General features: G+C 69.0%; 21 protein-coding genes and 1 riboswitch. Of the genes, 17 read left to right on the top strand and 4 right to left on the bottom strand.

Going from position 1 to position 26,700, the window contains the following annotated elements; all coding sequences use genetic code 11:
* Window positions 1-81: 81 nt before the first annotated feature.
* The 4 genes from ACIRP2_RS16060 (at window position 82) to ACIRP2_RS16045 (ending at window position 5,796) form a co-directional block, all read left to right on the top strand.
* Window positions 82-1,842 carry an ATP-binding cassette domain-containing protein gene (locus ACIRP2_RS16060; RefSeq protein WP_404250602.1) on the top strand — a complete coding sequence of 587 codons (1,761 nt, stop codon included), beginning with the start codon at window positions 82-84 and terminating at the stop codon, window positions 1,840-1,842.
* A 159-nt stretch (window positions 1,843-2,001) separates the two neighbouring features.
* Window positions 2,002-2,889, top strand: coding sequence for a FadR/GntR family transcriptional regulator (locus ACIRP2_RS16055; RefSeq protein ID WP_404250600.1), 888 nt, complete (start codon window positions 2,002-2,004; stop codon window positions 2,887-2,889).
* A 324-nt stretch (window positions 2,890-3,213) separates the two neighbouring features.
* Window positions 3,214-4,761, top strand: a complete 1,548-nt coding sequence (locus tag ACIRP2_RS16050) for an RNA polymerase sigma factor (protein WP_404250598.1) — start codon at window positions 3,214-3,216, stop codon at window positions 4,759-4,761.
* Window positions 4,762-4,965: 204 nt separating this feature from the next.
* Window positions 4,966-5,796, top strand: a complete 831-nt coding sequence (locus ACIRP2_RS16045; protein ID WP_404250596.1) for a S1 family peptidase — start codon at window positions 4,966-4,968, stop codon at window positions 5,794-5,796.
* A gap of 103 nt (window positions 5,797-5,899) precedes the next feature.
* Here ACIRP2_RS16045 and ACIRP2_RS16040 read toward each other — a convergent pair whose 3' ends face one another.
* The gene (locus tag ACIRP2_RS16040) at window positions 5,900-6,130 is read right to left on the bottom strand and encodes a hypothetical protein (protein ID WP_283854449.1); all 231 of its coding nucleotides are present in this window, start codon (window positions 6,128-6,130) and stop codon (window positions 5,900-5,902) included.
* A gap of 436 nt (window positions 6,131-6,566) precedes the next feature.
* Between ACIRP2_RS16040 and ACIRP2_RS16035 the strand changes: the two genes are divergently transcribed.
* The 7 genes from ACIRP2_RS16035 (at window position 6,567) to ACIRP2_RS16005 (ending at window position 14,371) form a co-directional block, all read left to right on the top strand.
* Window positions 6,567-8,687 carry a type IIA DNA topoisomerase subunit B gene (locus ACIRP2_RS16035; RefSeq protein WP_376211849.1) on the top strand — a complete coding sequence of 707 codons (2,121 nt, stop codon included), beginning with the start codon at window positions 6,567-6,569 and terminating at the stop codon, window positions 8,685-8,687.
* Between the two features lie 128 nt (window positions 8,688-8,815).
* Window positions 8,816-9,247 (top strand): DUF1453 domain-containing protein, encoded by a 432-nt coding sequence (locus ACIRP2_RS16030; RefSeq protein WP_404250593.1) that lies wholly within the window; start codon window positions 8,816-8,818, stop codon window positions 9,245-9,247.
* Between the two features lie 82 nt (window positions 9,248-9,329).
* On the top strand, window positions 9,330-10,493 hold the full coding sequence (locus ACIRP2_RS16025) for a sensor histidine kinase (RefSeq protein ID WP_404250591.1): 1,164 nt from the start codon (window positions 9,330-9,332) through the stop codon (window positions 10,491-10,493).
* Window positions 10,490-11,167, top strand: a complete 678-nt coding sequence (locus ACIRP2_RS16020) for a response regulator (RefSeq protein ID WP_404250589.1) — start codon at window positions 10,490-10,492, stop codon at window positions 11,165-11,167. The genes ACIRP2_RS16025 and ACIRP2_RS16020 overlap by 4 nt, the downstream gene beginning before the upstream one ends.
* A gap of 98 nt (window positions 11,168-11,265) precedes the next feature.
* The gene (locus ACIRP2_RS16015; protein WP_404250587.1) at window positions 11,266-11,742 is read left to right on the top strand and encodes a DUF485 domain-containing protein; all 477 of its coding nucleotides are present in this window, start codon (window positions 11,266-11,268) and stop codon (window positions 11,740-11,742) included.
* Window positions 11,739-13,331 (top strand): cation acetate symporter, encoded by a 1,593-nt coding sequence (locus ACIRP2_RS16010; protein WP_404250585.1) that lies wholly within the window; start codon window positions 11,739-11,741, stop codon window positions 13,329-13,331. Before ACIRP2_RS16015 ends, ACIRP2_RS16010 begins: the two co-directional genes overlap by 4 nt.
* 302 nt (window positions 13,332-13,633) lie before the next feature.
* On the top strand, window positions 13,634-14,371 hold the full coding sequence (locus ACIRP2_RS16005) for a flavodoxin family protein (RefSeq protein WP_404250583.1): 738 nt from the start codon (window positions 13,634-13,636) through the stop codon (window positions 14,369-14,371).
* Between the two features lie 265 nt (window positions 14,372-14,636).
* Here ACIRP2_RS16005 and ACIRP2_RS16000 read toward each other — a convergent pair whose 3' ends face one another.
* Window positions 14,637-15,983 (bottom strand): citrate/2-methylcitrate synthase, encoded by a 1,347-nt coding sequence (locus tag ACIRP2_RS16000; RefSeq protein ID WP_404250581.1) that lies wholly within the window; start codon window positions 15,981-15,983, stop codon window positions 14,637-14,639.
* A 109-nt stretch (window positions 15,984-16,092) separates the two neighbouring features.
* Between ACIRP2_RS16000 and ACIRP2_RS15995 the strand changes: the two genes are divergently transcribed.
* Entirely contained in the window at window positions 16,093-17,253 is a 1,161-nt protein-coding gene (locus tag ACIRP2_RS15995; protein ID WP_404250579.1) for a citrate synthase/methylcitrate synthase, read from the top strand.
* Window positions 17,254-17,274: 21 nt separating this feature from the next.
* Complete coding sequence (locus ACIRP2_RS15990) at window positions 17,275-18,405, top strand: CobW family GTP-binding protein (protein WP_404250577.1); 1,131 nt, start codon at window positions 17,275-17,277, stop codon at window positions 18,403-18,405.
* Between the two features lie 33 nt (window positions 18,406-18,438).
* Here ACIRP2_RS15990 and ACIRP2_RS15985 read toward each other — a convergent pair whose 3' ends face one another.
* Window positions 18,439-20,889, bottom strand: coding sequence for a DNA topoisomerase (ATP-hydrolyzing) subunit A (locus ACIRP2_RS15985; RefSeq protein WP_404250575.1), 2,451 nt, complete (start codon window positions 20,887-20,889; stop codon window positions 18,439-18,441).
* Between the two features lie 269 nt (window positions 20,890-21,158).
* Here ACIRP2_RS15985 and ACIRP2_RS15980 point away from each other — a divergent pair, with 269 nt between their 5' ends.
* From ACIRP2_RS15980 to ACIRP2_RS15965, 4 genes are all read left to right on the top strand, one after another.
* Window positions 21,159-22,541 carry a M16 family metallopeptidase gene (locus ACIRP2_RS15980; RefSeq protein WP_404250573.1) on the top strand — a complete coding sequence of 461 codons (1,383 nt, stop codon included), beginning with the start codon at window positions 21,159-21,161 and terminating at the stop codon, window positions 22,539-22,541.
* A gap of 26 nt (window positions 22,542-22,567) precedes the next feature.
* Entirely contained in the window at window positions 22,568-23,950 is a 1,383-nt protein-coding gene (locus tag ACIRP2_RS15975; protein WP_404250571.1) for a M16 family metallopeptidase, read from the top strand.
* 313 nt (window positions 23,951-24,263) lie between these two features.
* Window positions 24,264-24,430: riboswitch (cyclic di-AMP (ydaO/yuaA leader) on the top strand.
* A gap of 13 nt (window positions 24,431-24,443) precedes the next feature.
* On the top strand, window positions 24,444-25,232 hold the full coding sequence (locus ACIRP2_RS15970; RefSeq protein WP_404250569.1) for a M23 family metallopeptidase: 789 nt from the start codon (window positions 24,444-24,446) through the stop codon (window positions 25,230-25,232).
* Between the two features lie 261 nt (window positions 25,233-25,493).
* Window positions 25,494-26,174 (top strand): GntR family transcriptional regulator, encoded by a 681-nt coding sequence (locus ACIRP2_RS15965; RefSeq protein ID WP_404250567.1) that lies wholly within the window; start codon window positions 25,494-25,496, stop codon window positions 26,172-26,174.
* A gap of 173 nt (window positions 26,175-26,347) precedes the next feature.
* Here the strand turns inward: ACIRP2_RS15965 and ACIRP2_RS15960 are convergent, their stop codons facing one another.
* Window positions 26,348-26,629, bottom strand: coding sequence for an HPr family phosphocarrier protein (locus ACIRP2_RS15960; protein ID WP_376211814.1), 282 nt, complete (start codon window positions 26,627-26,629; stop codon window positions 26,348-26,350).
* Between the last annotated feature and the right edge of the window lie 71 nt (window positions 26,630-26,700).

The following is a 26,700-nucleotide window of genomic DNA, read 5'->3' as shown; positions in this document are numbered from 1 at the left end:
GCGAAAAGTCGGATATGCCGCGTTATCTTGCTGAGGTACCCGCCCTGCCGCCGAGCGGTCTCACCTCCCGCGAGAGAAGCGATGCTCCAGGCCATCGGACTCACCAGTTCCCCCCGCCGCGGCCTCCCGGTCGCCGTGGACGATCTCACCTTCGAAGCCCGGCCCGGCCAGGTCACCGCACTTCTGGGGGCTCCCGGTTCGGGCAAGACCGCAGCTCTGCGCCTGATGCTCGAACTCGACTCGGGCCGGGGGGTCACCTACTTCCGGGGCAGACCGCTGCACCGCATCCGCCACCCGGCGCGTGAGGTGGGCGTACTCCTCGGGGATGTGCCGGGACACCCCGCCCGCACCGTCCGAGGCCAGCTCCGCATGCTCTGCGCCGCCGCGGGCGTGCCGGCGTCCCGGGCCGACGAGTTGCTCGAAGCCGTCGGTCTCGCCGGACTCCGGGACCAGCGCATCGGCACGCTCTCGCTCGGCATGGACCGCCTGCTCGCCCTCGCTTCGGCGCTGCTCGGTGACCCGCACACGCTGGTTCTCGACGATCCCGCGGAGGGCCTCTCTCCGCGCGAGGAGTGCTGGCTGCACGAGCTGTTGCAGTCCCATGCGGGCCAGGACGGGACCGTTCTCTACACCACGGCCGACCCCAAGGAGGCCGCGCGAGCTGCCGACCGCGTGGTCACCATCGAGCACGGACGACTCGTCGCGGACCAGGACGCCGGCGACTTCTCCCGGACCCGCCTCCGTCCCCGGGTCTCGGTACGGACCCCGCACGCGGCCCGCCTCGCTGCCGTCGTCGGTCGCGAGGCCCGAGCGGCCAGACGCTCGGTCGAGGTGATCACCGAGGCGAGCGGCCGCCTCTCCGTGTACGGCTCCACCTGTGCGGAGATCGGCGACGCGGCATTCCGGCACGGTCTCCCGGTGCATCAACTCGCCGACGAGGTCGCCGACACCGGTCCCGCGGGTGCCACGACCCCTGCGGACCACGCTCACGGCGAGAGGGAAGCCGCACCGCGGTCGGCCGTGCGTGCGTCCCGCTCGAAATCGCTGCCATCCATCCGGCGCCGCCCGGCCCGCAGCCCGCTCCGCCCCCTGCGCTACGAACTCCGTCGCCTTCTCGGGGTCGGAACCGCACCCCTGGTCATGGCCGCCGTTCTTGTCGTCTCGGCCGGACTCTCCGTCCTCCTCGCCCGCTCCGGCCACGCTCAGCTGCCGAAAGTGCTGGCGGCGTGGCCGTCATCGCTGCCGTTGCCACCTGCGGCCATCGGGGCAGGAGTGCTCGGCGCCATCTCGTTCGGCGACGAATTCCGCTACCCCGCGCTCGCGGCGGGCCGAGGCACCGTCCCCCGCCGTCTTGGGCTGCTCCTTGCCAAACTGCTGGTATCGGCGGGCGTCGCCCTGGTGCTCGCAGTGGCTGTCGTGCTGACCGCCGCCGAAGCTCTCCACCTGGTCTATGGCGACGATTTGCTACGGATTCCAGCGAATCCGGTAGCCATGGGTGCGAGTTGGGTGGGGCTGACCGTGGGCTGCGCCTGGCTGGGTCTCCTGGCCGCTGGAGTCTTCAGAGTGGCGACGGCCGGTGTCGCTGCGGTGCTGGCCGTTCCGGTGCTCGTTGTCCCGCTTGTCCAGAACGTGCTGACAGGATCGGCCTCTCGTTCGATCGACGGCCTTCCAGGCAGGCTTCGAGAGCTGATGTGGCCGTACTGGCCACACGAGACGGACCGATGGGTGGCGGTCGTCGTGCGCGTGGTGGCGCACCCGGTGGGGACCGCGCTGTCACTGTCGCTGTCGGTCCTGATCTGTGCGTATCTGTTCACCAGCCTTCGCAGCAGGGTCCGTTGGTGATCGCGGCGCGATGACGGAGCGCTCGCAGCCGGAAACTTCCGGGAAGTTGCCCGATTTCCACCAATAAGGCGTCAATTGGGGGGTGGGTGCCGATCACCCTTTCGTGTGCTTTTCACCAAAGACCTCAAGGGCCGGGCGAGCCGCGCCGACAAAGGATGCGTGAGTACCCTTGCGCACACCATGATGACCGCCGCCCGCTCCGCCGATTCCGGCCTCGCCGGCCCGGGTGAACTCGATCGCTACCCGTACGCGGAGGCGCCGGCCGGCGAGCGCGCCCCTCTTCGTTCCTGGGACGGCCCGGATGCCGACCTCGGTCGGGCGGGCCGGCGGGGCTCGGCCAGTCGTGGCCGCGGCCTCCACGGCCAACTCGTTCAGCAGTTGGGCCAGATGATCGTCTCCGGTGACCTGGGCGCCGACCGTCCTCTGGTGCCGGAGGAGATCGGTCAGCGTTTCGAGGTCTCCCGCACCGTCGTACGTGAGTCGCTGCGCGTCCTTGAGGCCAAGGGCCTGGTCAGTGCCCGGCCCAACGTGGGTACCCGGGTCCGTCCGGTCAGTGACTGGAATCTGCTGGACCCCGACATCATCGAATGGCGCGCCTTCGGTCCTCAGCGCGAGGACCAGCGTCGTGAGCTGGGGGAGCTCCGGTGGACGATCGAGCCGCTCGCTGCCCGTCTTGCCGCAGGTCATGGCCGAGAGGACATTCAGCAGCGCCTCGGTGACATGGTCGAGATCATGGGGCATGCGCTCGGGCAGGGTGACGGGATCACCTGCTCCAGGGCCGATGTGGAATTCCATTCCCTGCTCATTCAGGCGGCTGGCAATCGCATGCTCGAGCACCTCTCCGGCATTGTTTCCGCGGCCCTGCAGGTCTCCGGCGGCAGCGTCACGGGCTGCGACCGCCCCACTGAGGTGTCCCTCGGGCACCACGCGCGAATCGTCGACGCCCTCGCGTCCGGTGACGCGGCGGGCGCCGAGGCGGCCATGCGTCAACTGCTCGTCGTCCACCCCGAGGTGGAGCGGGTGGTGCCCGCGCCCCGCGAGCACTGAGCGCAGCACGGCCAGGGTGTACGAACCACGTGTCGCCGGGCCCGGGCGGTCCGGCGGCACAATTGTGGTGGGATGGCGCTCCTGGTCACGTTCGTCGCAAATGAGGTGTGACTCGGGCCACGCGGATTGGGCGTAACACTCCTTGAAACAGTGCGATGACTTAAGAGGTGACCGCCACGGAAGGAATACAGCAGCCGTTCAGTGCGCTGTGCAGTTCTGAGGCCAAACCCGCGCCGTCGGTACATTCCCAGCCCGACGGTCGTCGGCTCCAGCCCTCTCCAGGGCCGGGCCGGAAGCCGTTTCCATCGTTCCGAGAGGTTGTTCGTGTCGGCCAGCACATCCCGTACGCTCCCGCCGGAGATCGCCGAGTCCGAGTCTGTGATGGCGCTCATCGAGCGGGGAAAGGCTGATGGGCAGATCGCCGGCGATGACGTGCGTCGGGCCTTCGAGGCTGACCAGATTCCGCCAACCCAGTGGAAGAATGTTCTGCGCAGCCTCAACCAGATCCTCGAGGAAGAGGGTGTGACGCTGATGGTCAGTGCCGCGGAGCCGTCGAAGCGTGCCCGCAAGAGCGTCGCAGCAAAGAGCCCGGTCAAGCGCACCGCCACCAAGACTGTCGCGGCCAAGACGACCGTGACCAGGACCGTCGCGGCCACTGCCGCCCCGTCGGCAGAGGCCGTGGACGTGGTGGCCGAGGACGCTGCCGCGACCGGCCCTGCGAAGAAGGCAGCAGCCAAGAAGACGGCCGCCAAGAAGACCGCCGTGAAGAAGACGGCGGCCAAGAAGACAGCAACGAAGAAGTCCGGAAAGTCGGACGACGAGCTCCTCGACGGCGACGAGGCGGCCGAGGAAGTAAAGGTCGGCAAGGGCGAGGAAGAGGAGGGCGAGGGCGAGAACAAGGGCTTCGTCCTCTCCGACGACGACGAGGACGACGCCCCCGCGCAGCAGGTCGCCGTCGCCGGCGCCACCGCCGACCCGGTCAAGGACTACCTGAAGCAGATCGGCAAGGTTCCCCTCCTCAACGCGGAGCAGGAGGTCGAGCTCGCCAAGCGCATCGAGGCAGGTCTGTTCGCCGAGGACAAGCTGGCGAATTCGGACAAGCTCGCGCCGAAGCTCAAGCGCGAGCTGGAGATCATTGCCGAGGACGGCCGCCGAGCCAAGAACCACCTGCTGGAGGCCAACCTCCGCCTCGTGGTTTCGCTGGCCAAGCGCTACACCGGCCGCGGCATGCTCTTCCTGGACCTGATCCAGGAAGGCAACCTCGGTCTGATCCGCGCGGTCGAGAAGTTCGACTACACCAAGGGCTACAAGTTCTCCACGTACGCCACCTGGTGGATCCGTCAGGCGATCACCCGCGCCATGGCCGACCAGGCCCGCACCATCCGTATTCCGGTGCACATGGTCGAGGTCATCAACAAGCTCGCCCGTGTGCAGCGCCAGATGCTTCAGGACCTGGGCCGCGAGCCCACGCCGGAGGAGCTGGCCAAGGAGCTCGACATGACCCCCGAGAAGGTCATCGAGGTCCAGAAGTACGGCCGCGAGCCGATCTCCCTCCACACCCCGCTGGGCGAGGACGGAGACAGTGAGTTCGGCGACCTGATCGAGGACTCCGAGGCAGTCGTGCCGGCTGACGCCGTCAGCTTCACGCTCCTTCAGGAGCAGCTGCACTCGGTTCTCGACACGCTCTCCGAGCGTGAGGCGGGCGTGGTCTCGATGCGCTTCGGTCTCACCGACGGCCAGCCGAAGACTCTGGACGAGATCGGCAAGGTCTACGGGGTGACGCGCGAGCGCATCCGTCAGATCGAGTCGAAGACCATGTCGAAACTGCGCCACCCGTCGCGTTCGCAGGTGCTGCGCGACTACCTCGACTAGGGATCTCCGTTTGGATCGGGGTGCGACACCGGGGCATGTGAGCCCGGCCTGATCCGAACAAGAGAAGATCCTGGGTCGCGGAAGTGCACACAGAGGGCCGGGTTCCCGTGAGGGAGCCCGGCTCTTGGCCTATCTGGGGGTGCGGTGGACAGCGAGTGGGATGACTCTGGGTGTTGATGATCCATCACAGAGTCAGGAGTGCGCATGTCCCGTACCGTCTTCCGTGCCATGGCCGGGGTGTTCGCCCTGGTTGCCGCCATGGCCGTGACACCGCTCGGATCCCCCGCTCAGGCCGTTGCGGACAGCGTCGTCATCGGTGGTGAGCCGGCGCACGTCAAGGACAGCCCCTGGGTCGTGGCGCTGTCCAGCCGCGACCGGTTCGGAGACACGCGCGCAGGCCAGTTCTGCGGGGGTGTCGTCGTGGGGCCGAAGAAGGTGTTGACCGCTGCGCACTGCCTGAGCCGGGAGGCGCTCGGTGTCGAGTTCGACAAGGTGCGTGATCTGCGGGTCATCACCGGCCGGGACTCCCTGCGCGGGACCGAGGGCAAGGAGATCGCGGTGCAGAAGGCATGGAGCAACCCAGGATTCGACCCCGTCACGAACGCGGGAGACCTGGCGGTGCTCACTCTGGCCGATGCCTTGCCCGCGAAGAGCGTGGTCCCGATGGCCGAGTCGGGTGACGGGGCGTACACGCCGGGTACCGGCGCAGTCGTCTACGGCTGGGGTGACACGACCGGCAACGGTGACTACGCGTCGTCCCTTCACGCCGCCAAGGTGAGCGTTCTGCCGGACAGCCTCTGCGCGCAGGCCTACCCGGGGGGCAGGGACGGCACGTACGACGCCTCGGCGATGCTCTGCGCGGGCGAACTGCTGGGCCGGTACGACGCATGCCAGGGCGACAGCGGAGGGCCGCTGGTGGCCGGTGGGCGGCTCATCGGGCTGGTGTCCTGGGGGAACGGTTGTGCTCGGATGGGGAGCCCGGGTGTCTACACGCGGATCTCCGCCGCGATCGGCTGGATGCCGGTCGGTGACTGAACGGCATCCGCGCGCAACTACGAGAACGGGCGGCTTCCCTCTTCGGGAAGCCGCCCGTCGGCCGGTCCGGGACCTGCCCCAGGCTCGTCGTGGATGCGAGGTGTCAGTGTTCCTCTTCGGTGGCTTGGGCCTGTACGGCCGTGAGCCGGTCCGTCTCATCCTGTATTTCCGCGGCGATCTTCTTGAGTTCCGGCTCGAACTTGCGACCGTGGTGGGCGCAGAAGAGCAGTTCACCGCCGCTGATCAGGACGACGCGCAGATATGCCTGGGCGCCGCAACGGTCGCAGCGGTCTGCTGCGGTCAGCGGGCTCGCGGGGGTCAGAACAGTAGTCACGTCGCCTCTTCTCTAGCTCGACGAGCTGTCGTACCAGGGTCAACATCCAACCAGGCCGAAAACGTTCCCGCTCGTGGCTTTTCTTCGAAACTTCTTCTCAAGATGGCTGTCTGTTGCCGGTTCGCGGCGAATGTGCCGTATTGCATGGCGCTACGGTTTCGCGTTGCTTGTCGTTGGTGGATCCTCCCGGCCGGCTTGCCGGTTTGTTCATGAGGACGTGCCCGGAGCCTAAATGGTTCATGCCTGGAAGGGAACGTGATGTGCGCGTCACTCCTGCGAGGGATCGAACGTGTATGCGAGGCTGGACTAGTGTGGGGGTTCTCGGAGGGTGGCGTTACAACCGCTCTACCAGGCCTCGGTACCCTCTCAGCGGCGACCGAAGCCGAGCCCGATACCCACCTGGGCCCCAAATGAAATTCAGCGAGGAGCGAACCGCGTGACCGCCGATACGTCCGTGCCGTCCACTGCGCTGCTGACCGGAGCAGACCGAGACGGTTCCAACTACACCGCGCGGCACCTGCTCGTACTCGAGGGGCTCGAAGCGGTTCGCAAGCGTCCCGGGATGTACATCGGATCCACCGACAGCCGCGGTCTCATGCACTGCCTCTGGGAGATCATCGACAACTCCGTCGACGAAGCTCTCGGCGGTTACTGCGACCACATCGAGGTGATCCTCCACGACGACCAGTCCGTCGAGGTCCGGGACAACGGGCGTGGTATCCCGGTCGACGTCGAGCCCAAGACGGGTCTGTCCGGCGTCGAAGTCGTGATGACCAAGCTGCACGCCGGCGGAAAGTTCGGCGGCGGCTCCTACGCGGCGTCGGGCGGCCTGCACGGAGTGGGCGCCTCCGTGGTCAACGCGCTCTCCGCCCGGCTCGACGTCGAGGTCGACCGCAACAGCGCGACCCATTCGATCAGCTTCCGGCGCGGAGTGCCGGGAATCTTCACCGAGCAGGGGCCGGACAGTCCGTTCGACCCGGCCAACGGCCTGCTCAAGGGCAAGCGGGTGCCCAAGGCGCGCACCGGTACCAGGGTGCGTTACTGGGCGGACCGGCAGATCTTCCTCAAGGACGCCAAGCTCAACCTGGAGACGCTCCACCAGCGGGCCAGGCAGACGGCCTTCCTCGTCCCCGGGCTCACGATCGTCGTCCGCGACGAACGGGGTCTCGACGGCGAGGGCAAGACCGAGGAGACCTTCCGCTTCGACGGCGGAATCAGTGAATTCTGCGAGTACCTCGCCCAGGACAAGGCGGTCTGCGACGTCCTGCGCCTGACCGGTCAGGGCACGTTCAAGGAGACCGTGCCGGTCCTCGACGAGCGCGGGCACATGACGGCGACGGAGGTCACTCGTGAACTCGCCGTCGACATCGCCCTGCGCTGGGGCACCGGGTACGACACCAACCTCAAGTCCTTCGTCAACATCATCGCCACCCCCAAGGGCGGCACGCATGTGACCGGATTCGAACGCTCCGTGACCAAGACGGTCAATGAGGCGCTGCGCTCCGCCAAGCTGCTTCGCGTCGCCGAGGACGACATCGTCAAGGACGACGCACTGGAGGGCCTCACCGCAGTCGTCACCGTGCGGCTGGCGGAGCCGCAGTTCGAGGGCCAGACCAAGGAGGTGCTCGGCACTTCGGCTGCCAACCGGATCGTCGCCAACGTCGTGGCCAAGGAACTGAAGGCGTTCCTGACCTCGACGAAGCGCGATGCCAAGGCCCAGGCCAGGGCGGTCCTGGACAAGGCCGTGGCGGCCGCCCGGACCCGTATCGCGGCCCGCCAGCACAAGGACGCGCAGCGCCGCAAGACGGCGTTGGAGTCCTCCTCGCTGCCGGCGAAGCTCGCCGACTGCCGCAGTGACGACGTGGACCGCAGCGAGCTCTTCATCGTCGAGGGCGACTCCGCGCTCGGTACGGCCAAGCTCGCCCGGAACAGCGAGTTCCAGGCACTGCTGCCGATCCGGGGCAAGATCCTCAACGTCCAGAAGGCGTCCGTCTCGGACATGCTGAAGAACGCCGAGTGCGGGGCGATCATCCAGGTCATAGGAGCCGGGTCGGGGCGCACCTTCGACATCGACGCCGCTCGCTACGGGAAGATCGTCCTGCTGGTGGACGCCGATGTCGACGGCGCGCACATCCGCATCCTGCTGCTGACGCTCTTCCAGCGCTACATGCGGCCCATGGTCGAGGCCGGCCGGGTCTTCGCCGCGGTACCCCCGCTGCACCGGATCGAGCTGGTCCAGCCCAAGAAGGGCCAGGACAAGTACATCTACACGTACTCCGACAACGAGCTGCGCCAGCGGCTGCTGGAGCTTCAGCGGAAGAACATCCGGTACAAGGAGTCGATCCAGCGCTACAAGGGGCTGGGAGAGATGGACGCCGATCAGCTGGCCGAGACCACGATGGACCCGCGGCACCGCACCCTGCGGCGGATCAACATCGGCGACCTGGAATCGTCCGAGCAGGTCTTCGACCTGCTGATGGGCAATGAGGTGGCGCCGCGCAAGGAATTCATCACCAGCTCGGCCGCCACCCTGGACCGCTCGCGCATCGACGCCTGAGCGATGCCGTCTCCACCCGTGGGTGGAGACGGCGACTCCACCCACGATCAACCCCTGAGCCGATCCCCCGACCTGGCTGTTTCCGTAGCGTCGAAGGCGTTCAACCGTCTCGCGTCTCGGAGGCAGCCATGTCCGGTCCCGTCAACATCCTGGTGTTCGTCGCCGTCGTCGTCGTTGTCGTGATCCGCCAGTGCTCGGCACGGCGGATCACGGACGACAAGCGTTGGTGGATCCTGCCGGGCATTCTCCTCGTCATGTCGCTGCGCGAGCCCGGGCTGCTCGACCCGCGTCACTCGGCGCTGTCCGCTGCGATCCTGGGCGCGGAGCTGGTGGTGGGGTTGGTGACCGGCGCCGGCTGGGGCTGGACGTCCCGGCTGTGGCGCGAGGCGGACGGCTCGCTGTGGAGCAGGGGCACCAAGGCCACCGTCTTCGTCTGGACGGGCGGGCTGGCGCTGCGGGCGGCCCTCTACGGGGCTGCGGCACTGATGGGCATACATCAGGCGGCGCGGCTCTGCTGTCGGCTCTCGCGGTCACGCTGGCGGTGCGCAGCGGCGTGCTGATGTGGCGGGCCGGTCCGATGCGTCCGGCGTACGGTGGCTGTGCCGACGGGGAGCCGTCGCAGCCGGTGTGGAAGGACCGCGTGTGACTCGGACGACCTGGACGGCCTGGCCGTCCCGTGAAGCCCTCTCGCCGGGGCATCGCACCCGTCCGCGAGCGGTGATCGCCTGGTCCGTCCGGGTCGCTCTGCTCACGGCCATGCTCTGGGGCACATTCACCGGCGGACGGTTCGGTCCCTGGGAGGTGGTCCTCGGGCTCGTGTGCGTCGTGGGCTGTGCGGTCGCCGCGTGGGCCTTCTTCCGGGCCAGCCTGGAGCACCGGCTGTGGCCTTCGCTGGGACTCCTGGCGCTGCTGATGGCCGCGGCATTCGGGGCACAACAAGTCGGCGCCGGTCTGCCCGCGGTGATCCTGTGGTGCGGTTGCGCGGTCGCCGCTCTGGAGCGGCTGCCCCTCACAGCAGGCATTCCGGCCACGGCCGTGGCGCTCGGTGCGTACGCCGCCGTCAACACGGACGGCTGGCTGAACACGGCCATGACCACAGCGGGCCTCTGCCTGGCGGGTTATGTACTGAGGCTGGATGCCGAGGCCCGTGGCAGCGCCCGGAGACTCCTCGCGCAGGAGCGAGCGGCCCGCGCGGCGGAGGCGGAGACCGCTGCCCTGGACGAGCGCGCCAGGATCGCCCGGGAGATCCACGACGTGCTCGCCCACAGCCTCTCCGCGCAGCTGGTGCACCTGGAGGCGGCGCGGCTGCTGATCGAGCAGGAGCCTGCGGGCGGGTTCCGGGACCAGATCCTGGAGCGGGTGGTGGCGGCACGTTCCATGGCACGTGAGGGGCTTGCGGAGACCCGCCAGGCGCTCTCGGCGCTTCGGGGGGAGGTGTCTCCCGTGGAGGACTTCCTGCGGCAGCTGGTGGTCGCGGAGCCCGCCGAGATGAGTGTGGTGGGGGAGCAGCGGGCCTTGACCGCGGAGGCGTCGCAGACGGTCCGGCGGGTGGCGCAGGAGGCCCTGACCAATGTGCGTAAACATGCGCCGGGGGCCAGGGTTCTCGTACGGCTGGAGTATCTGCCGGACGAAATCGCCCTGGAGGTGCGGGATCGGGGCGGGCATGGAGTCGAGGAGGAACTCGCCGGCACCGGCTCCGGATACGGTCTGCTGGGGATGAGGGAGCGGGCCGAGCTGATGGGCGGGACGCTGGAGGCCGGCCCCGGCGAGGAGGGTTTCGTGGTGAGTCTGCGGGTGCCCGCGTGAACGCGCGGGTCGTGGTTGCCGATGACCAGTCGGTGGTGCGCGAGGGAATCGTGATGCTGTTGGGGCTGCTGCCCGGAATCGAGGTGGTCGGATCGGCGAAGGACGGCGAAGAGGCCGTCGCACTCGTGGCCGAGCTGGATCCGGACGTGGTTCTGATGGATCTGCGGATGCCCCGTTGCGACGGGGCGGAGGCGACACGACGGATTCGCAAGGAGTATCCGGGAACCCAGGTGGTGGTGCTCACGACGTTCGCGGACGACGACTCACTCTTTCCCGCGCTGCAGGCAGGAGCCCGGGGTTACCTCACCAAGGACGCCGGAGGCGACGAGATCGTGCGGGCCATTCAGGCCGTGCTGTCGGGCGAGGCCGGACTCTCGCCTTCCGTACAGCGCCGCCTTCTGGAGCGCGTCACCGCGCAAACCCCGTCGCCCGGCCCGGCCCCCGAGCCGCATCTTCCCGACGGTCTGACGCCACGTGAGCTCGAAGTGCTGGTCCTGATCGCGGAGGGGCTGTCCAATCAGGAGATCGCCCGCAGGCTGCATATTTCGCAGGCAACCGTGAAGAGTCATATCAACAATCTCTTCGCCAAGGCCGGCGTGCGCGATCGGGCACAGGCCGTTCGCTACGCGTACGTTCGGGGCCTCGCACAGCCGCCCGGGTCAGCCTTCACCTGAAGAGGTGAAGACGGCCGAATGAAGTGCCCGGGATCTTCCCGATCTGCCCATTCTTGGGTACGCGGCCGAAGTGGTCCGTGGACAAGGGGAGTTGTTCGGTGGAGAAGGAAGCAGGGCGTGAGGCCGTAGCGACGCGGCTCGGCGACCCGTGGTACGACGAGCCCGCCTCCGGATGGGGCGAGCCGAACGGCGCGGGGAGCCTCGCCCCCGCAGGGCCGCCCGCGCCGGCGAACTCGCGGTGCGGCCACAGCGCGGCAGACATCTATCTGGAGGTGCAGCGCAGCGAGGCCTTCCGGGAAGTGCGCCGTCGGTACCGGCGGTTCGTCGTCCCCGCCACCCTGGCCTTCCTCGTCTGGTATCTCGCCTACGTCGTCGTCGCGACCACGGAACCCGGGCTGATGGCCCGTCCGGTGGTCGGAGCGGTCAATGTAGCGATGGTCGCGGGGCTCGGACAGTTCCTCTCGACCTTCCTGCTCACCGGGGCGTACGCACGACACGCACGGCTGCGCAAGGACCGGGCCGCGCTCGAACTGCGCTGGGAGACACAGGAGATGACGCGGGGGATCGGGCGTTGAACGGGAACCATGAGACGTTGGCGCTCCTGCTGTTCAGCGCCTTCATCGCAGTGACGCTCGCCATCACCGCCTGGGTGAGTCGCAACCGGCGCGGCTCGGCCGAGGAGTTCTACGCGGGCGGCCGGTTGTTCTCTCCCATGGAGAACGGTTTCGCCATCGCGGGCGACTACATGTCGGCTGCGTCCTTCCTCGGTATCTCGGGCCTGATCGCCCTCTTCGGCTATGACGGCATGCTCTACTCGGTCGGCTTCCTCGTGGCCTGGCTCGTCGTCCTGCTCCTGGTGGCCGAACTGGTCCGCAACTGCGGCCGGTTCACTCTCGCCGACGTGGTCGCGGCACGGATGGCGGAGCGCCCGGTCCGGATCGCCGCGGGCACCTCGTCCGTGACCGTCTCCGTGCTCTATCTGGTGGCACAGATGGTGGGCGCGGGCAGTCTGATCGCGCTGCTGCTCGGCGGTACGAGCGGCGCGGCCCGCTCCTGGACGGTCATCGGTGTCGGGGCGCTCATGGTGATCTATGTGTCGCTCGGCGGGATGCGCGCCACCACCTGGATCCAGATCGTCAAGGCCGTTCTGCTGATGGCGGGAGCGGTCGTGCTCACCGTCCTCGTCCTGGTTCACTTCCACGGCGACTTCAACGCCCTGCTCAACTCCGCAGCCGAACGGAGCGGCCACGGGAGCCGGTTCCTCTCGCCCGGCCTCCGGTACGGCGGAACCTGGACGGCTCGGGTCGACTTCATCAGCCTGGGGCTGGCCCTGGTACTGGGCACGGCGGGACTGCCGCACATCCTGTCGCGGTTCTACACCGTGCCCACCGCCCGCGCGGCCCGACGATCGGTCGTCTGGTCCATCGGGCTCATCGGCAGCTTCTACCTGATGACGATCGTGCTCGGATTCGGGGCGGCGGCACTGGTCGGCACGGCTGAGGTGCGGGCGTCGAATCCCGCGGGGAACACTGCCGTGCCGCTGCTGGCTCTGGTGCTCGGCGGCGGTGAGGGGTCCACCGGGGGAGCGATTCTGTTCGCCGTGGTCGCCGCTGTCGCGTTCGCGACCATCCTCGCCGTCGTCGCGGGGATCACCCTGGCCTCGTCCGCCTCCGTGGCCCATGACCTCTACGCCTCACTCAGACGTCCGGGCGCCAAGCAGTACAGCGAGGTCGCCGTGGCCAGGGTCGCCGCAGCCGGGATCGGGGTGGCCGCCATCGGGCTCGGTCTGGTCGCCCAGGACCTGAATGTGGCGTTCCTGGTGGGGCTGGCCTTCGCCGTCGCCGCTTCGGCCAACCTTCCGGTACTGCTGTACTCCCTGTTCTGGCGCGGGTTCACCACACGGGGGGCGGTCTGGTCGGTCTACGGCGGGCTGATCCCGGCCGTGCTGCTGGTGATCCTCTCCCCGGTGGTTTCCGGCAGTCCCACCTCTCTCTTCCCCGGCGCCGACTTCCAGCTCTTCCCCTTGGAGAACCCCGGCCTGGTCTCCATTCCCCTGGGCTTCCTGGCCGGCTGGATCGGAACAGCCACCTCCACCGAGCCACCCGATGCCGCCAAGCATGCGGAGACCGAGGTGCGTGCGCTGACCGGGGCCGGAGCGGTGTAGCCACGTGCTCGCATCGCGCGGCCCGGGGAGCTCAGGCCTGTCCCCCCCCCGGGAATCACCGCGGGGAGCCGTGCGCGGGCACTGTCGTACGCGAGCGCCCAAGCGCCATCGGCCACCCATCGACAGCCGACCGGGGGACTTGCGACCGGGTGACATGCGACAGGTGGCGGCTCTCTCCCCGGCGCTCCGACATCTCAGGAACCATTCGGACGCCTACGATGGCGCCGCACCCGGCCGGGCCGCACGCTGGACGTGGACACGCTGCCGATCAGCACGCGGCAAAGGAGCTCTGGGAGGACCGTGTGGCCGCTTCGTCGCCCACCACCGACGTACCACCCGCCCGATACGACGACCTGCGGGCGCTGGTGATCAACTGCACCCTCAAGCGGTCGCCGGAGCGCAGCAACACCCAGGGGCTGATCGACCACAGCACCACGATCATGGACGCGCAGGGAGTGCACGTCGATGCGGTGCGGGCCGTGGACCACGACATCGCCACCGGTGTGTGGCCGGACATGACCGAGCACGGCTGGGCGACAGACGCCTGGCCCACCCTCTACCAGCAGGTCCTCGCGGCGGACATCCTGGTGCTGGCCGGCCCGATCTGGCTGGGTGACAACAGCTCCGTGATGAAACAGGTCATCGAACGCCTCTACGCCTGCTCCAGCCTGCTCAACGAAGCCGGCCAGTACGCCTACTACGGACGGGTCGGCGGCTGCCTGATCACAGGCAACGAGGACGGTGTCAAGCACTGTGCCATGAACGTCCTCTACAGCCTGCAGCACCTGGGATACACCATCCCGCCGCAGGCGGACGCCGGGTGGATCGGAGAAGCGGGCCCCGGCCCCTCCTACCTCGACCCCGGCTCGGGCGGTCCGGAGAACGACTTCACCAACCGCAACACCACCTTCATGACATGGAACCTGCTGCACCTGGCCCGCATGATGAAGGACCTGGGCGGCATCCCCGCCTACGGCAACCAGCGCACCGCCTGGGACGCCGGCTGCCGCCACGACTACGAGAACCCCGAACACCGCTAGACGAGTAGTTCCGAATCCGGGGTCCGCAAACGCGGCGAGGGTGTCCGACATCGAGTGGTGAGGACCGAGTTGGACACCCGCTTGACTGCACTGTACGTCCACATCGACGACCGATCGAAGACTACGGCGCGGGCGGCCGCCGCGGCCAACTGGCCGACCCTCGCGCCGGTGCCTGCCCCGAGGACGATCGGTGCCGTCGGCCCCGATGCCGAACAGGCAGCGGCGTGCCACCGTCCGGCGGACCCGGACCGTTTCGCTCCAGCCGTCACCGCTTCCTGCTGTGCGGACCGGATGGAGAACGGGACGGGTCAACTGTGGCGGTGGGCAGCGGCTGAGGGGGCCGGGGGCCTGTGTACTGGCCGCTGGGCCGCATACGCAACGGCCGTTCCTCGTACTCCTCCAGTGCGTGCGCGATCCAGCCCGCCGTGCGTGACACGGCGAACACGGTCTCGCCCGCATCCGCGGCCATGCCGGAGGAGACCGAGAGCACGGCGAGCGCCAGGTCGACATTGGCGTGCAGGGGCGCATGGCGAGCGGTCGTCGTGACCACGTCGCGCGCCGCAGCGAGGGCCCGAGCCGCTTGTGGAACGTCCGCGAGCAGGGCGAACAGGGCCTGCGCCCGAGGGTCTTCGCGGATGTAGAGGCGATGACCGAGTCCTGGCACCCTTCGTCCGGTACGGAGATGGTCCGCGACCACCGGGACCGCGCTGCCCCGCTCCAGGACCTCGGCCAGCATCCGGTGTGCCAGGCCGCTCGCCGCGCCGTGCAGTGGGCCCTCCAGAACCCCGAGGCCCGCGGAGACCACCGCGTACGGATGGGCATGGGCGGACGCCGCGACCCTGGCGGCCAGCGTCGACGCCGCGAGGTCGTGGTCGATCAACAGGGTGAGGGCGGTGTCCAGTGCGGCGATCGACGGCTCGTCGGCCGGTCGGCTGGTGAGTTTCGGCCACAGCCGTCGTGCCAGTCGATTCCCGGTTCCGTTCGCCACCTCCTCGGACAAGTCATTCTCCGAATGCCCGCCCGCGGCCAGGGGCAGGGCTTCGACCAGGGTCGGGATCAGGCTCCGTGCCCCGGCGAGCACCGCTTCGCGCGAGAGGTCGAAGCGGAGTGGATCGGCCGTCGCCGCGGCGATCGCGGCCACCCGCAGCCGGTCCGTCGAGCCACTGTGCGCGGGCAGCGACTCGACTGCCCGGTGCGCCGCGGAGAGCGCCTCCGGGGGTGCCGTGAAGCGGATGCCGGGTCGCAGCTCGCCGGTCCAGAGCCATTCGGCGACCTCTTCGTAGGGGTACCGGCCGGCCAGTTCGGTCGCCTCGACGCCGCGGAAGTAGTAGCGGTCGCCCTCGATCAGGGTGATGCCGGTACGGAAGACCAGATCGCCGGTGGCGGGGGAGGACTCCCGGCGGCCCGTGCGCCGGGCCAGCGCATCGACCTCCGCGGCGTCGAACGTGCTGCCGCGTCCGCCGGGAGCGCGTGTGCTGCTGAGCTGCCCCCGGCTGACGTACGCGTACACCGTCTCGGGTTTCACACCGAGCCGTTCGGCCGTCTCGCGGGTGCTGAGCCGTTGCGGAGCGGACGCGGCCGGGACGTCGCCGGGCGCTGCTTGATCCTTCATGCCGTCAACCGTATCCATATTGATTCAATCAACATTGACAACATTTGAGTCAATCATGGATGGTCAAATCAATATTGATGAGTCCGCCAGAACGCGCATGGAGGAAGAGATGCAGACCACCACCGACGGAACTCCGCTCGACGTACCCCGAGGGCTCGCGGGCGTCGTCGTCACCGACACGGCCCTCGGCGACGTCCGCGGGCGCGAGGGCTTCTACCACTACCGGCAGTACTCGGCGATCGAACTCGCACAGACCCGCAGCTTCGAGGACGTCTGGTACCTGATGTCCGAGGGCACGCTGCCCGATGCCGGGGCCCGAGCCGAATTCGCCGCCCGCACCGCGGCGCTGCGCCGACTGCCCGCGGAAGTGCGGGAGGCCCTGCCCGCCATAGCCCGGGCGGGAGCCGCCTCCGGACCCCTGGCCGGTCTGCGTACCGCCCTCTCGCTCCTCGGCGCCTCGGCCGGCTTCCGGCCGGTGTACGACATCGACGCCGACCAGCGCCGCGGTGACGCCCTGGCAGCCTGTGCCGCCGTTCCCACCGTGCTGACGGCCCTGCACCGGCTCGGCCGGGGTCTCGAACCGGTCGAGCCGCGTGACGACCTGCCGTACGCGGCCAACTACCTTTACATGCTGACCGGTTCCGTGCCGGACGCCGCACGTGTCAGGGCCGTGGAGCAGTATCTGATCTCCACGGTCGACCACGGTTTCAACGCCTCGACCTTCACCGGCCGGGTGGTCGCCTCCACCGGTGCCGATGTCGCAGCCTGCCTGGTGGCGGCCGTCGGAGCGCTCTCCGGACCGCTGCACGGAGGCGCGCCCAGTCGCGCCCTCGACACCCTGGACGCCATCGGCACCCCCGACCGCATCGACGGCTGGATCCGCGGACGGGTGCTCGCCGGCGAGCGGATCATGGGATTCGGTCACCCCGTCTACCGCACCGAGGATCCCCGCTCACGCATGCTCCGGGGTATCGCCCAGGGCTTCGGCGGCCCGCTCGTCGACTTCGCCGTCGAGGTCGAGCGGCAGGTCGAGGCGATCCTCGCCGAGCTCAAGCCGGGCCGTGAGCTGCACACCAACGTGGAGTTCTACGCCGGAGTCGTCATGGAGCTGTGCGGCCTGCCGCGAGAGATGTTCACGCCGACGTTCTGCGCGGCGCGGGTGGTCGGCTGGAGCGCCAATATCCTGGAGCAGGCGGAGGACTCGAAGATCATCCGTCCGGCGGCCCGATACGTCGGTACGCCCCCGCCGCAGCCGGTCCCGGCGCCCTGACGTCCCCGAGGAAGGTCCCTGTTGAGCCCGTCGTTCCCGCCCCGCAAGCAGCAGATCCCGGTCATCGTCCTTGCGGGGTTCCTGGGATCCGGCAAGACGACGTTGCTCAACCACCTTCTCCGCAACCGTGCGGGGAACCGGATCGGTGTCATCGTCAACGATTTCGGTTCCATCGAGATCGACGCCATGACGGTCTCCGGGCAGGTCGGCTCGACGGTCTCGCTGGGCAACGGATGCCTGTGCTGTGCGGTCGACGCGAGCGAACTCGACACCTTCCTGGAGACGCTGACCAGGCCCGCCGCCCGCCTCGACGTGATCGTCATCGAGGCCAGCGGGCTGGCGGAGCCGCAGGAACTCGTACGCATGCTCCTGGCCAGCGACAATCCGTACATTGTGTACGGGGGGCTGCTGGAGGTCGTCGATGCCGCGGAGTTCGACGCCACCCGGCTGCGCCATCCGGAGATCGATCGCCATCTCGCTGTCGCCGATCTTGTCGTCCTGAACAAGACGGACCGGGTCGGAAGCGAGGACCAGGCCCGTATCCGGGACGCCATCGCGGCGACAGGCGCCCCGGCCGCCGGTGAAGGGGCGGGCGGCGGCGCGGCCGCCGTCATCTGTGCCACGTACGGACGCATCGATCCCGAACTGCTCTTCGACCCGGCGCTGCGGCCGGACGGCGAGGAGAGGTCGCGCCAGCTCACCTTCGAGGATCTGCTGCTGGCGGAGCGCGCGGAGGACGAGACCGACGGGCACGAGCATCATCTGCACGCCTCGTACGAGAGCCTCTCCTTCACCGCGGCCGTCCCCATGAATCCCCGTCGGCTGATGGAGTTTCTCGACTCCAGGCCGCAGGGTCTCTACCGGATCAAAGGGTTCGTCGACTTCGGCGTGGGCGACCGCGGCAACAAGTACTCGCTGCATGCGGTCGGCAGGTTCCTGCGGTTCGACCCGCAGCCCTGGACACGCGACGAACCGCGCCTCACCCAGCTGGTGCTGATCGGCTCGGGCATCGACCCCGAGGCCCTGCACAAGGGGCTGGCCGACTGCCGCGAGAGCACGGCACCGGCGCCCGACGCGACGCAGGACGCCGCACATGAGCGAAGCATGTGGGGCGTCCTGCGGTACGTGCAAAGGTCCGACGACGAAGCCTAGTGCGGTGACCGGACGCGTCTTCGATCCGGCCGTCTACACCGGGCCCGCGATCACCGCGACCGGCTTGACCAGCGGCGTTCCCGAGCCATCGCGCCTCGGGTCCGGCTCCGGCAGCTCGGTCGGCGCACCGTTCTTCTGTGCGGCGCGGGCAGGCGTCGCGCCCGCCCAGCCGAACACCAGAACGTCCTCGCCCTTGAGGAACCGCTGGCATCGCACCCCGCCGGTGGCCCGGCCCTTGCGCGGATACTGGTCGAACGGGGTGAGCTTGCACGTCAGCACCGAGTCGTCCAGCGTGCCGTGCGAACCGGCCACCGTGAAGACCACCGCGTCCGCCGCCGGATCCACTGCGGTGAACGAGATCACCTCCGTGCCGGCCGCGAGCTTGATCCCCGCCATGCCTCCCGCCGGCCGTCCCTGCGGCCTCACTTGTGCCGCCTGGTAGCGCAGCAACTGCGCGTCGGACGTGATGAAGACCAGATCCTCCTCGCCGGTGCGCAGCTCGGCCGCGCCGACGATCCGGTCACCGTCCTTGAGAGCGATGACCTCCAACTCGTCCTTGTTGGCCGGGTAGTCCGGCACCACTCGCTTGACAACTCCCTGCAGGGTGCCGATCGCCAGGCCGGGGGAGGCCTCGTCGAGGGTGGTGAGGCAGATGACCTCCTCGTCGCTCTCCAGCGTGAGGAACTCCGACACCATCGCCCCACCCGAAAGGTTGGGTGCCGCGTGGGTGTCCGGCAGCTGGGGCAGATCGATCACCGCGAGCCGCAGCAGCCGTCCCGTCGACGTCACCACACCCACATCGCCGCGAGCAGTCGCCGGCACGGCCGAAACGATCACATCGTGCTTGGCACGCTTGGCGTCCTCGGCGAAGACGATCGGATCGTCATGGGCGGTACGGGCCAGCAGTCCGGTCGACGACAACAGCACCCGGCACGGGTCGTCCGCCACCTCCAGCGGCACCGATGCGACCTGCGAACCGGCCGACTCCAGCAGCACCGTACGCCGGTCGGTACCGAACTTCTTCGCGACCGCGGCCAGTTCGGAGGAGACGAGCTTGCGCAGCTCGGTGTCCGAATCGAGGATGGTGGTCAGCTTGTCGATCTCGTCGTTGAGCCGGTCCCGCTCGCCCTCCAGCTCGATCCGGTCGAACCGGGTCAGGCGGCGCAGCGGGGTGTCCAGGATGTACTGCGTCTGGATCTCGCTGAGCGAGAAGCGCTCGATGAGCCGCTCCTTCGCCTGCGCCGAGTTGTCACTGGACCGGATGAGCCGGATGACCTCGTCGATGTCGATCAGCGCGACGAGCAGGCCCTCGACCAGATGCAGCCGGTCACGGCGCTTGCCCCGGCGGAACTCGCTGCGCCGGCGCACCACGTCGAAGCGGTGGTCGAGATAGACCTCGAGCAGCTCCTTGAGCCCCAGCGTGAGCGGCTGCCCGTCCACCAGTGCCACATTGTTGATGCCGAAGGAGTCCTCCATCGGCGTCAGCTTGTAGAGCTGCTCCAGCACGGCCTCCGGAACGAAGCCGTTCTTCACTTCGATGACCAGGCGCAGGCCGTGCTCGCGGTCGGTCAGGTCCTTCACGTCCGCGATGCCCTGGAGCTTCTTCGCCGAGACCAGGTCCTTGATCTTGGCGATCACCTTCTCCGGTCCTACGGCGAAGGGCAGTTCCGTCACGACCAGGCCCTTGCGGCGCGCCGTCACGTTCTCCACGGAGACGGTCGCACGGATCTTGAACGTGCCGCGCCCGCCGGCGTACGCGTCCTTGATGCCGCCCAGGCCGACGATCCGGCCACCGGTCGGCAGATCGGGGCCGGGGACGAACCGCATCAGGGTCTCCAGGTCCGCGCCCGGATGCTTGATCAGATGACGGGCGGCGGCGATGACCTCGCCCAGGTTGTGCGGCGGCATATTGGTCGCCATGCCGACGGCGATCCCGGACGACCCGTTGACCAGGAGGTTCGGGTACGCGGCCGGGAGAACGGTCGGCTCCTGCTCCTGGCCGTCGTAATTCGACTGGAAGGCGACGGTGTCCTCGTCGATCGACTCCGTCATCAGCGACGTCGCGTCGGCCATCCGGCACTCGGTGTACCGCATGGCGGCCGGCGGGTCGTCGTTTCCGAGCGAGCCGAAGTTGCCGTGGCCGTCCACCAGGGGGAGCCGCATGGAGAACGGCTGTGCCAGACGGACCAACGCGTCGTAGATCGACGCGTCGCCGTGCGGGTGCAACTTGCCCATGACCTCGCCCACGACACGCGCGCACTTCACGAAGCCGCGGTCGGGGCGCAGGCCCATCTCGTTCATCTGGTACACGATGCGGCGGTGCACCGGCTTCATGCCGTCACGGGCGTCCGGCAGGGCCCGTGAGTAGATCACCGAGTACGCGTACTCAAGGAAGGAGCCCTGCATTTCGTCGACGACGTCGATGTCGAGGATCTTCTCCTCGAAGTCGTCCGGCGGCGGGGTCTTCGTGCTGCGGCGGGCCATCGCTGCTGCGACTCCTTCACGGATTCTGTTCGGGCAACCTGAGGTTCTGACGCCGACCATTGTGGACCTCCGCACTGACATCGCCGACCTCGACCCGTCCCAGGAGCCGCTCCGGACCCCTCTCGGGGTGGTTCCGCGACCCGTCGGGAAGGGGCACGCCCCTCTTTCACGCGAACTTCCGCGGTATGGGAACTTCGTCAGGTGTCTGTGCGCTTGCTTACAGTGGCAGGTCTCGCAGGAAATCCAGTATCGCGATCGAAGGGACGTACATGCCCATGGGTCACACGGCCACAGCCCGGGCCGGCTCCGGCGGCTTGACAGCGACCGAGCACCGTCTGGCCAACGGCCTGCGCGTGGTGCTCTCCGAGGACCATCTGACCCCGGTCGCCGCGGTCTGCCTCTGGTACGACGTCGGTTCGCGCCACGAGGTCAAGGGACGCACCGGTCTGGCTCACCTCTTCGAGCACCTGATGTTCCAGGGCTCCGGCCAGGTCAAGGGGAACGGCCACTTCGAGCTGGTGCAGGGGGCCGGCGGTTCGCTCAACGGGACCACCAGCTTCGAGCGCACCAACTACTTCGAGACGATGCCCACGCACCAGCTGGAGCTGGCCCTCTGGCTGGAAGCCGACCGCATGGGCTCGCTGCTCGCCGCGCTCGACGAGGAGTCCATGGAGAATCAGCGGGACGTCGTCAAGAACGAGCGGCGCCAGCGCTACGACAACGTTCCCTACGGCACGGCGTTCGAGAAGCTGACGGCCCTGGCCTATCCCGAGGGCCACCCGTACCACCACACGCCGATCGGCTCGATGGCCGACCTGGACGCGGCGACCCTGGAGGACGCGCGTGCCTTCTTCCGAACGTACTACGCGCCCAACAACGCGGTGCTCTCCGTCGTCGGCGACATCGATCCCGAGCGGACGCTCGCCTGGATCGAGAAGTACTTCGGTTCCATCCCGTCCCACGACGGCAAGCAGCCGCCGCGCGACGGCACGCTCCCGGAGACCATCGGCGAGCAGCTGCGCGAAGAGGTGCACGAGGAGGTTCCGGCGCGGGCACTGATGGCCGCCTACCGGCTGCCGCACGACGGCACCCGTGAGTGCGACGCGGCGGATCTCGCGCTGACCGTGCTCGGCGGCGGCGAGTCGTCGCGGCTGCACAACCGTCTGGTGCGCCGTGACCGTACGGCCGTGGCGGCCGGATTCGGGCTGCTGCGGCTGGCCGGTGCCCCCTCGCTCGGCTGGCTGGACGTCAAGACGTCCGGCGGTGTCGAGGTGCCGCAGATCGAGGCCGCGGTCGACGAGGAGCTGGCCCGGTTCGCGGCCGAGGGTCCCACGCCCGAGGAAATGGAGCGTGCACAGGCCCAGTTGGAGCGGGAGTGGCTGGACCGGCTCGGTACGGTCGCGGGCCGCGCCGACGAACTCTGCCGGTTCGCCGTGCTGTTCGGTGACCCGCAACTCGCCCTGACCGCGGTACAGCGGGTGCTCGACGTCACCGCGGAAGAGGTCCAGGCCGTCGCCAAGGCCCAGCTGCGCCCCGACAACCGGGCGGTGCTGGTCTACGAGCCGGTCGAATCGGTCGAGCCCGCGGACGCAGCGGACACCGATGAGAACGACGCCGACGACACCGACGCGCACGAAGGGGCGGACAAGTGACCGACGCTGCCGCGACTGGAGTTTCGATGCAGTACCACCCGCAGCCCGCCCCCGGCGTCGCGCGGCCCTGGGCGTTTCCCGCGCCGGAGCGCGGCGCCCTGCCCAACGGCCTCACGGTGCTGCGCTGCCACCGCCCCGGCCAGCAGGTGGTGGCGGTCGAGATCTTCCTCGACGCCCCTCTGGACGCGGAGCCCGAGGGCCTCGACGGCGTGGCCACGATCATGTCGCGGGCGCTGTCCGAGGGCACCGACAAGCACACTGCCGAGGAGTTCGCCGCCGAACTGGAGCGCTGCGGCGCCACCCTCGACGCGCACGCGGACCACCCCGGAGTCCGGGTATCCCTGGAGGTCCCGGCCTCCCGGCTGGCCAAGGCGCTCGCGCTGGTCGCCGAGGCGCTGCGGTCGCCCGCCTTCGCCGACAGCGAGATCGAACGGCTGGTGCGCAACCGGCTCGACGAGATCCCGCACGAGCAGGCCAACCCCGCCCGGCGAGCCGCGAAGCAGCTCTCCAAGGAGCTCTTCCCGGCCACGGCGCGGATGTCGCGTCCGCGCCAGGGCACCGAGGAGACGGTGGAGCGGATCGACTCGGCGGCCGTGCGTGCCTTCTTCGACGCCCACGTCAGGCCGTCCACGGCGACCGCAGTGGTCGTCGGTGACCTCACCGGTATCGACCTCGACGCGCTGCTCACCGACACCCTCGGTGACTGGTCGGGCGACGCCGCCGAGCCCCGTCCGGCCCCGCCGATCACCGCCGACGACACCGGCCGAGTAGTGATCGTCGACCGTCCCGGCGCGGTGCAGACGCAGCTGTTGATCGGCCGTATCGGCGCCGACCGGCACGACAGCGTGTGGCCGGCCCAGGTGCTGGGCACGTACTGCCTGGGCGGCACGCTCACCTCCCGGCTGGACCGTGTGCTGCGTGAGGAAAAGGGCTATACCTACGGCGTGCGGGCCTTCGCCCAGGTGCTGCGGTCGTCGGCCCCGGACTCCGCCTCGGGGGCGACCGGCGCCGCGATGCTCGCCATCAGCGGATCGGTGGACACGGAGTCCACCGGACCGGCGCTGCAGGACCTGTGGACGGTCCTGCGGACCCTGGCGGCCGAGGGGCTGACCGATGAGGAGCGCGAGACGGCCGTGCAGAATCTCGTGGGTGTCGCACCGCTGAAGTTCGAGACGGCGGCGTCCGTCGCGGGCACTCTCGCCGACCAGGTCGAGCAGCACCTCCCGGACGACTACCAGGCACAGCTGTACGCCCGGCTGGCGGAGACCGGAACGGTCGAGGCGACCGCAGCGGTGGTCAACGCCTTCCCGGGCGACCGCCTGGTCACGGTCCTCGTCGGTGACGCCGCGCGGATCGAGGAGCCGGTCCGCGCCCTGGGCATCGGAGAGGTGTCTGTGGTCGCCGGCTGACGGTCGTCGCACGCCGTCGCGGATGCCGGAGGACCGACCCGGCGGAACTCCGGGAAGAGCAGGTCGCACCGGCTGAGTGCCGGTCGCCCCGGTAGGTCCACCGATGCGCCATGGGTGCTCATACCGGGACAAGAGGGAGACCCTGTGCGTCATGTCTCGCCAGGGTCTCCCTTTTGTCCGTTCTGAGGCGGGGGTTGCCTGTCGGTCCTGTGGGATGCGCTACAAAACGGCCTGTCCGTTTGGTGAATGAAAGTGACCCCGCTTAGCGTCGGCTGGGCTGTCCGCCACTCGTATGCCGCAACCGTGACGTACCGGGCAGTCATCGCCGAGTCCCCGTCAGGCGCGAGCCCGGGGAGCCGGGGACCCACGCAGTCCCTGGGGTGAATCGGATGCCTGATCCTCGGTGAGGCCGGGGCGTCCGTAGGAGACCTTCCTGCTCCGAACCCGTCAGCTAACCCGGTAGGCGAGAAGGAAGGAAAGGATCAGCCACCACATGGCTTTCACCCGTGCCGCCGGGAAGCATCGTGCCCCGAGCCGACTGACCTGCGGGAGCGCCAAGATCGCCGGCGCCGCGGCTCTGGCGACCACCGGAGTCATCGGTGGCATGGCCTCTCCGGCCCTCGCCGCGGACGCCGGGACTCCCTCCGTCAGTGAGACCGGTCTGAACCAGATCATCGCCATCCAGGGCGCACTCGCCGACCAGATCGCCGCCCAGGCCGACGCACAGAAGCACCAGGCCGAGGCGAAGGCCCAGGCCCAGCGCAAGGCCGAGGCCGAGAAGAAGGCGGCGGAGGCGAAGGCCGAGGCGAAGCGGGCGGCCGAGGCGCGTGCCGAGAAGGTGCGTGCCGCCCGGTCCGCCGAGCGCACCCGCCTGGGCTACTTCCAGCTCCCGGTCGCCGGTTCGTACGTCACCACCGGCTACAAGTCCAGCGGATCGCTCTGGTCCTCCGGCAGCCACTCGGGCATCGACTTCCACGCCGTGTCCGGCAGCTCCGTCGTCGCCGTCGGCGCAGGAACGGTCGTCGAGGCCGGCTGGGGTGGCGCGTACGGCAACAACATCGTCCTCCGGATGACGGACGGTACGTACACGCAGTACGGCCACCTCTCCTCGATCGGAGTCTCCGTCGGCCAGAGCGTCGGTGCCGGGCAGCAGATCGGTCTCTCCGGCTCGACCGGCAACTCCACCGGCCCGCACCTCCACTTCGAGGCCCGGACCACGCCCTCGTACGGATCCGACATGGACCCCGTCGCGTACCTGCGCGCCCACGGTGTCAACGTCTGACCGGCACCCGTCCGCAACACCCCTTCGAAGGCCCCGGCGTCACGCCGGGGCCTTCGTCGTGCCCGACACCCGCGCCCGCCCCTCCCCGGGCCCGGCCGCCGAACCGCCCTGCTGCTGTCCGCCGGGCCGGCCCCGCGCGACCAAAAGATATTCATGAATTTCCATCCGGCATCGGAAATGTGGCCGCATTGCAATAGAGTCGCAGAACAGGCGTCGGTCGGGGCGGTCGCGTTTTGCGGGGATTGAGGCGGAGGTTCGGACATGCGCATTCCGGCGCATTCGGTATGCACGGCAATCCGTGACGACATCGTCTCCGGCGTCTTCGAACGCGGCAGCCGGCTCACCGAGGAGTTGTTGGCGCGCCGTTACGGGGTGTCCCGTGTCCCGGTACGGGAAGCGCTGCGCACCCTGGAGTCCGAGGGGTTCGTGGTCACCCGTCGGCACGCGGGAGCCTGTGTCGCCGAGCCCACGGAGCAGGAGGCCGCAGACCTCCTGGAGGTTCGGGCGCTGCTGGAGCCGCTGGGTGCCGCGCGCGCCGCGCAGCGCCGCACCGAGGCGCATCTCAAGGTGCTGCGCGGTCTGGTCAGACTCGGTCAGGAGCGGGCCAGGCGGGGTGAGGGGGAGGACCTGCGCTCACTGGGCGGCTGGTTCCACGAGACGTTGGCGCAGGCCTCGGGCAGTTCCAGCCTGATCGCGACGCTCACGCAGCTGCGGCACAAGATCGCCTGGATGTACGTGGTCGACCAGCCGGTCCGCCCGGTGGATTCCTGGGCGGAGCACGGAGCCATCGTGGACGCGGTGACGCGCGGCGACGCGGAGCGGGCGAGGGTGCTGGCCACCCAGCACGCCGAGCGGGCCACGGCCGTGCACCGGCTGCGCCGTGCCGACCGGCCGAGCCGTCGGCCGGCCGCGCCCCGCGTCGGCCGGGTGAGCAATTCGTAACACCCCGTAAACGCTTCAGGTGTTCGGAATCAATAATCACGCCGTATACAAAGGCTGGTAATTCCGTTCGGGTCTCTTTGGGCTGCCCGAATTCTCTTCGATCGTCCCTGCTCGGAAATGCGTGGAGCCGCGGTCCCGAATAAGGGTGCCGCGGCTCTCTCGCAGGAAATGGTTCAGACGGTCTCCGGAAGTTCGTCGAGCCCTTCGGCGACCAGCTTCGCCAAGCGGTCCAGGGCGGCTTCGGAGTCGTCGGCCTCGGATGCCAGCACGATCTCCTCGCCGCCGTGCGCGCCGAGACCGAGCACCGCGAGCATGGAGGCGGCGTTCACCGGGTTGCCATCGGCCTTGGAGATCGTCACGGGGATGCCGGAAGCCGTGGCGGCACGAACGAATATGGAAGCGGGACGGGCGTGCAGGCCCTCGGCCCAACCGACGTTGACGCGGCGCTCAGCCATGGTTCTGCCCTTCAGGAATCAATGGTTGTCTAGACCAGTCTCTCATGTGGTGCGCGATGCTCCGGCCGAGC

Source organism: Streptomyces sp. NPDC101194 (assembly GCF_044767885.1).
Lineage (GTDB): Bacteria > Actinomycetota > Actinomycetes > Streptomycetales > Streptomycetaceae > Streptomyces.
This window is presented reverse-complemented; position numbering and strand designations above follow the sequence as displayed.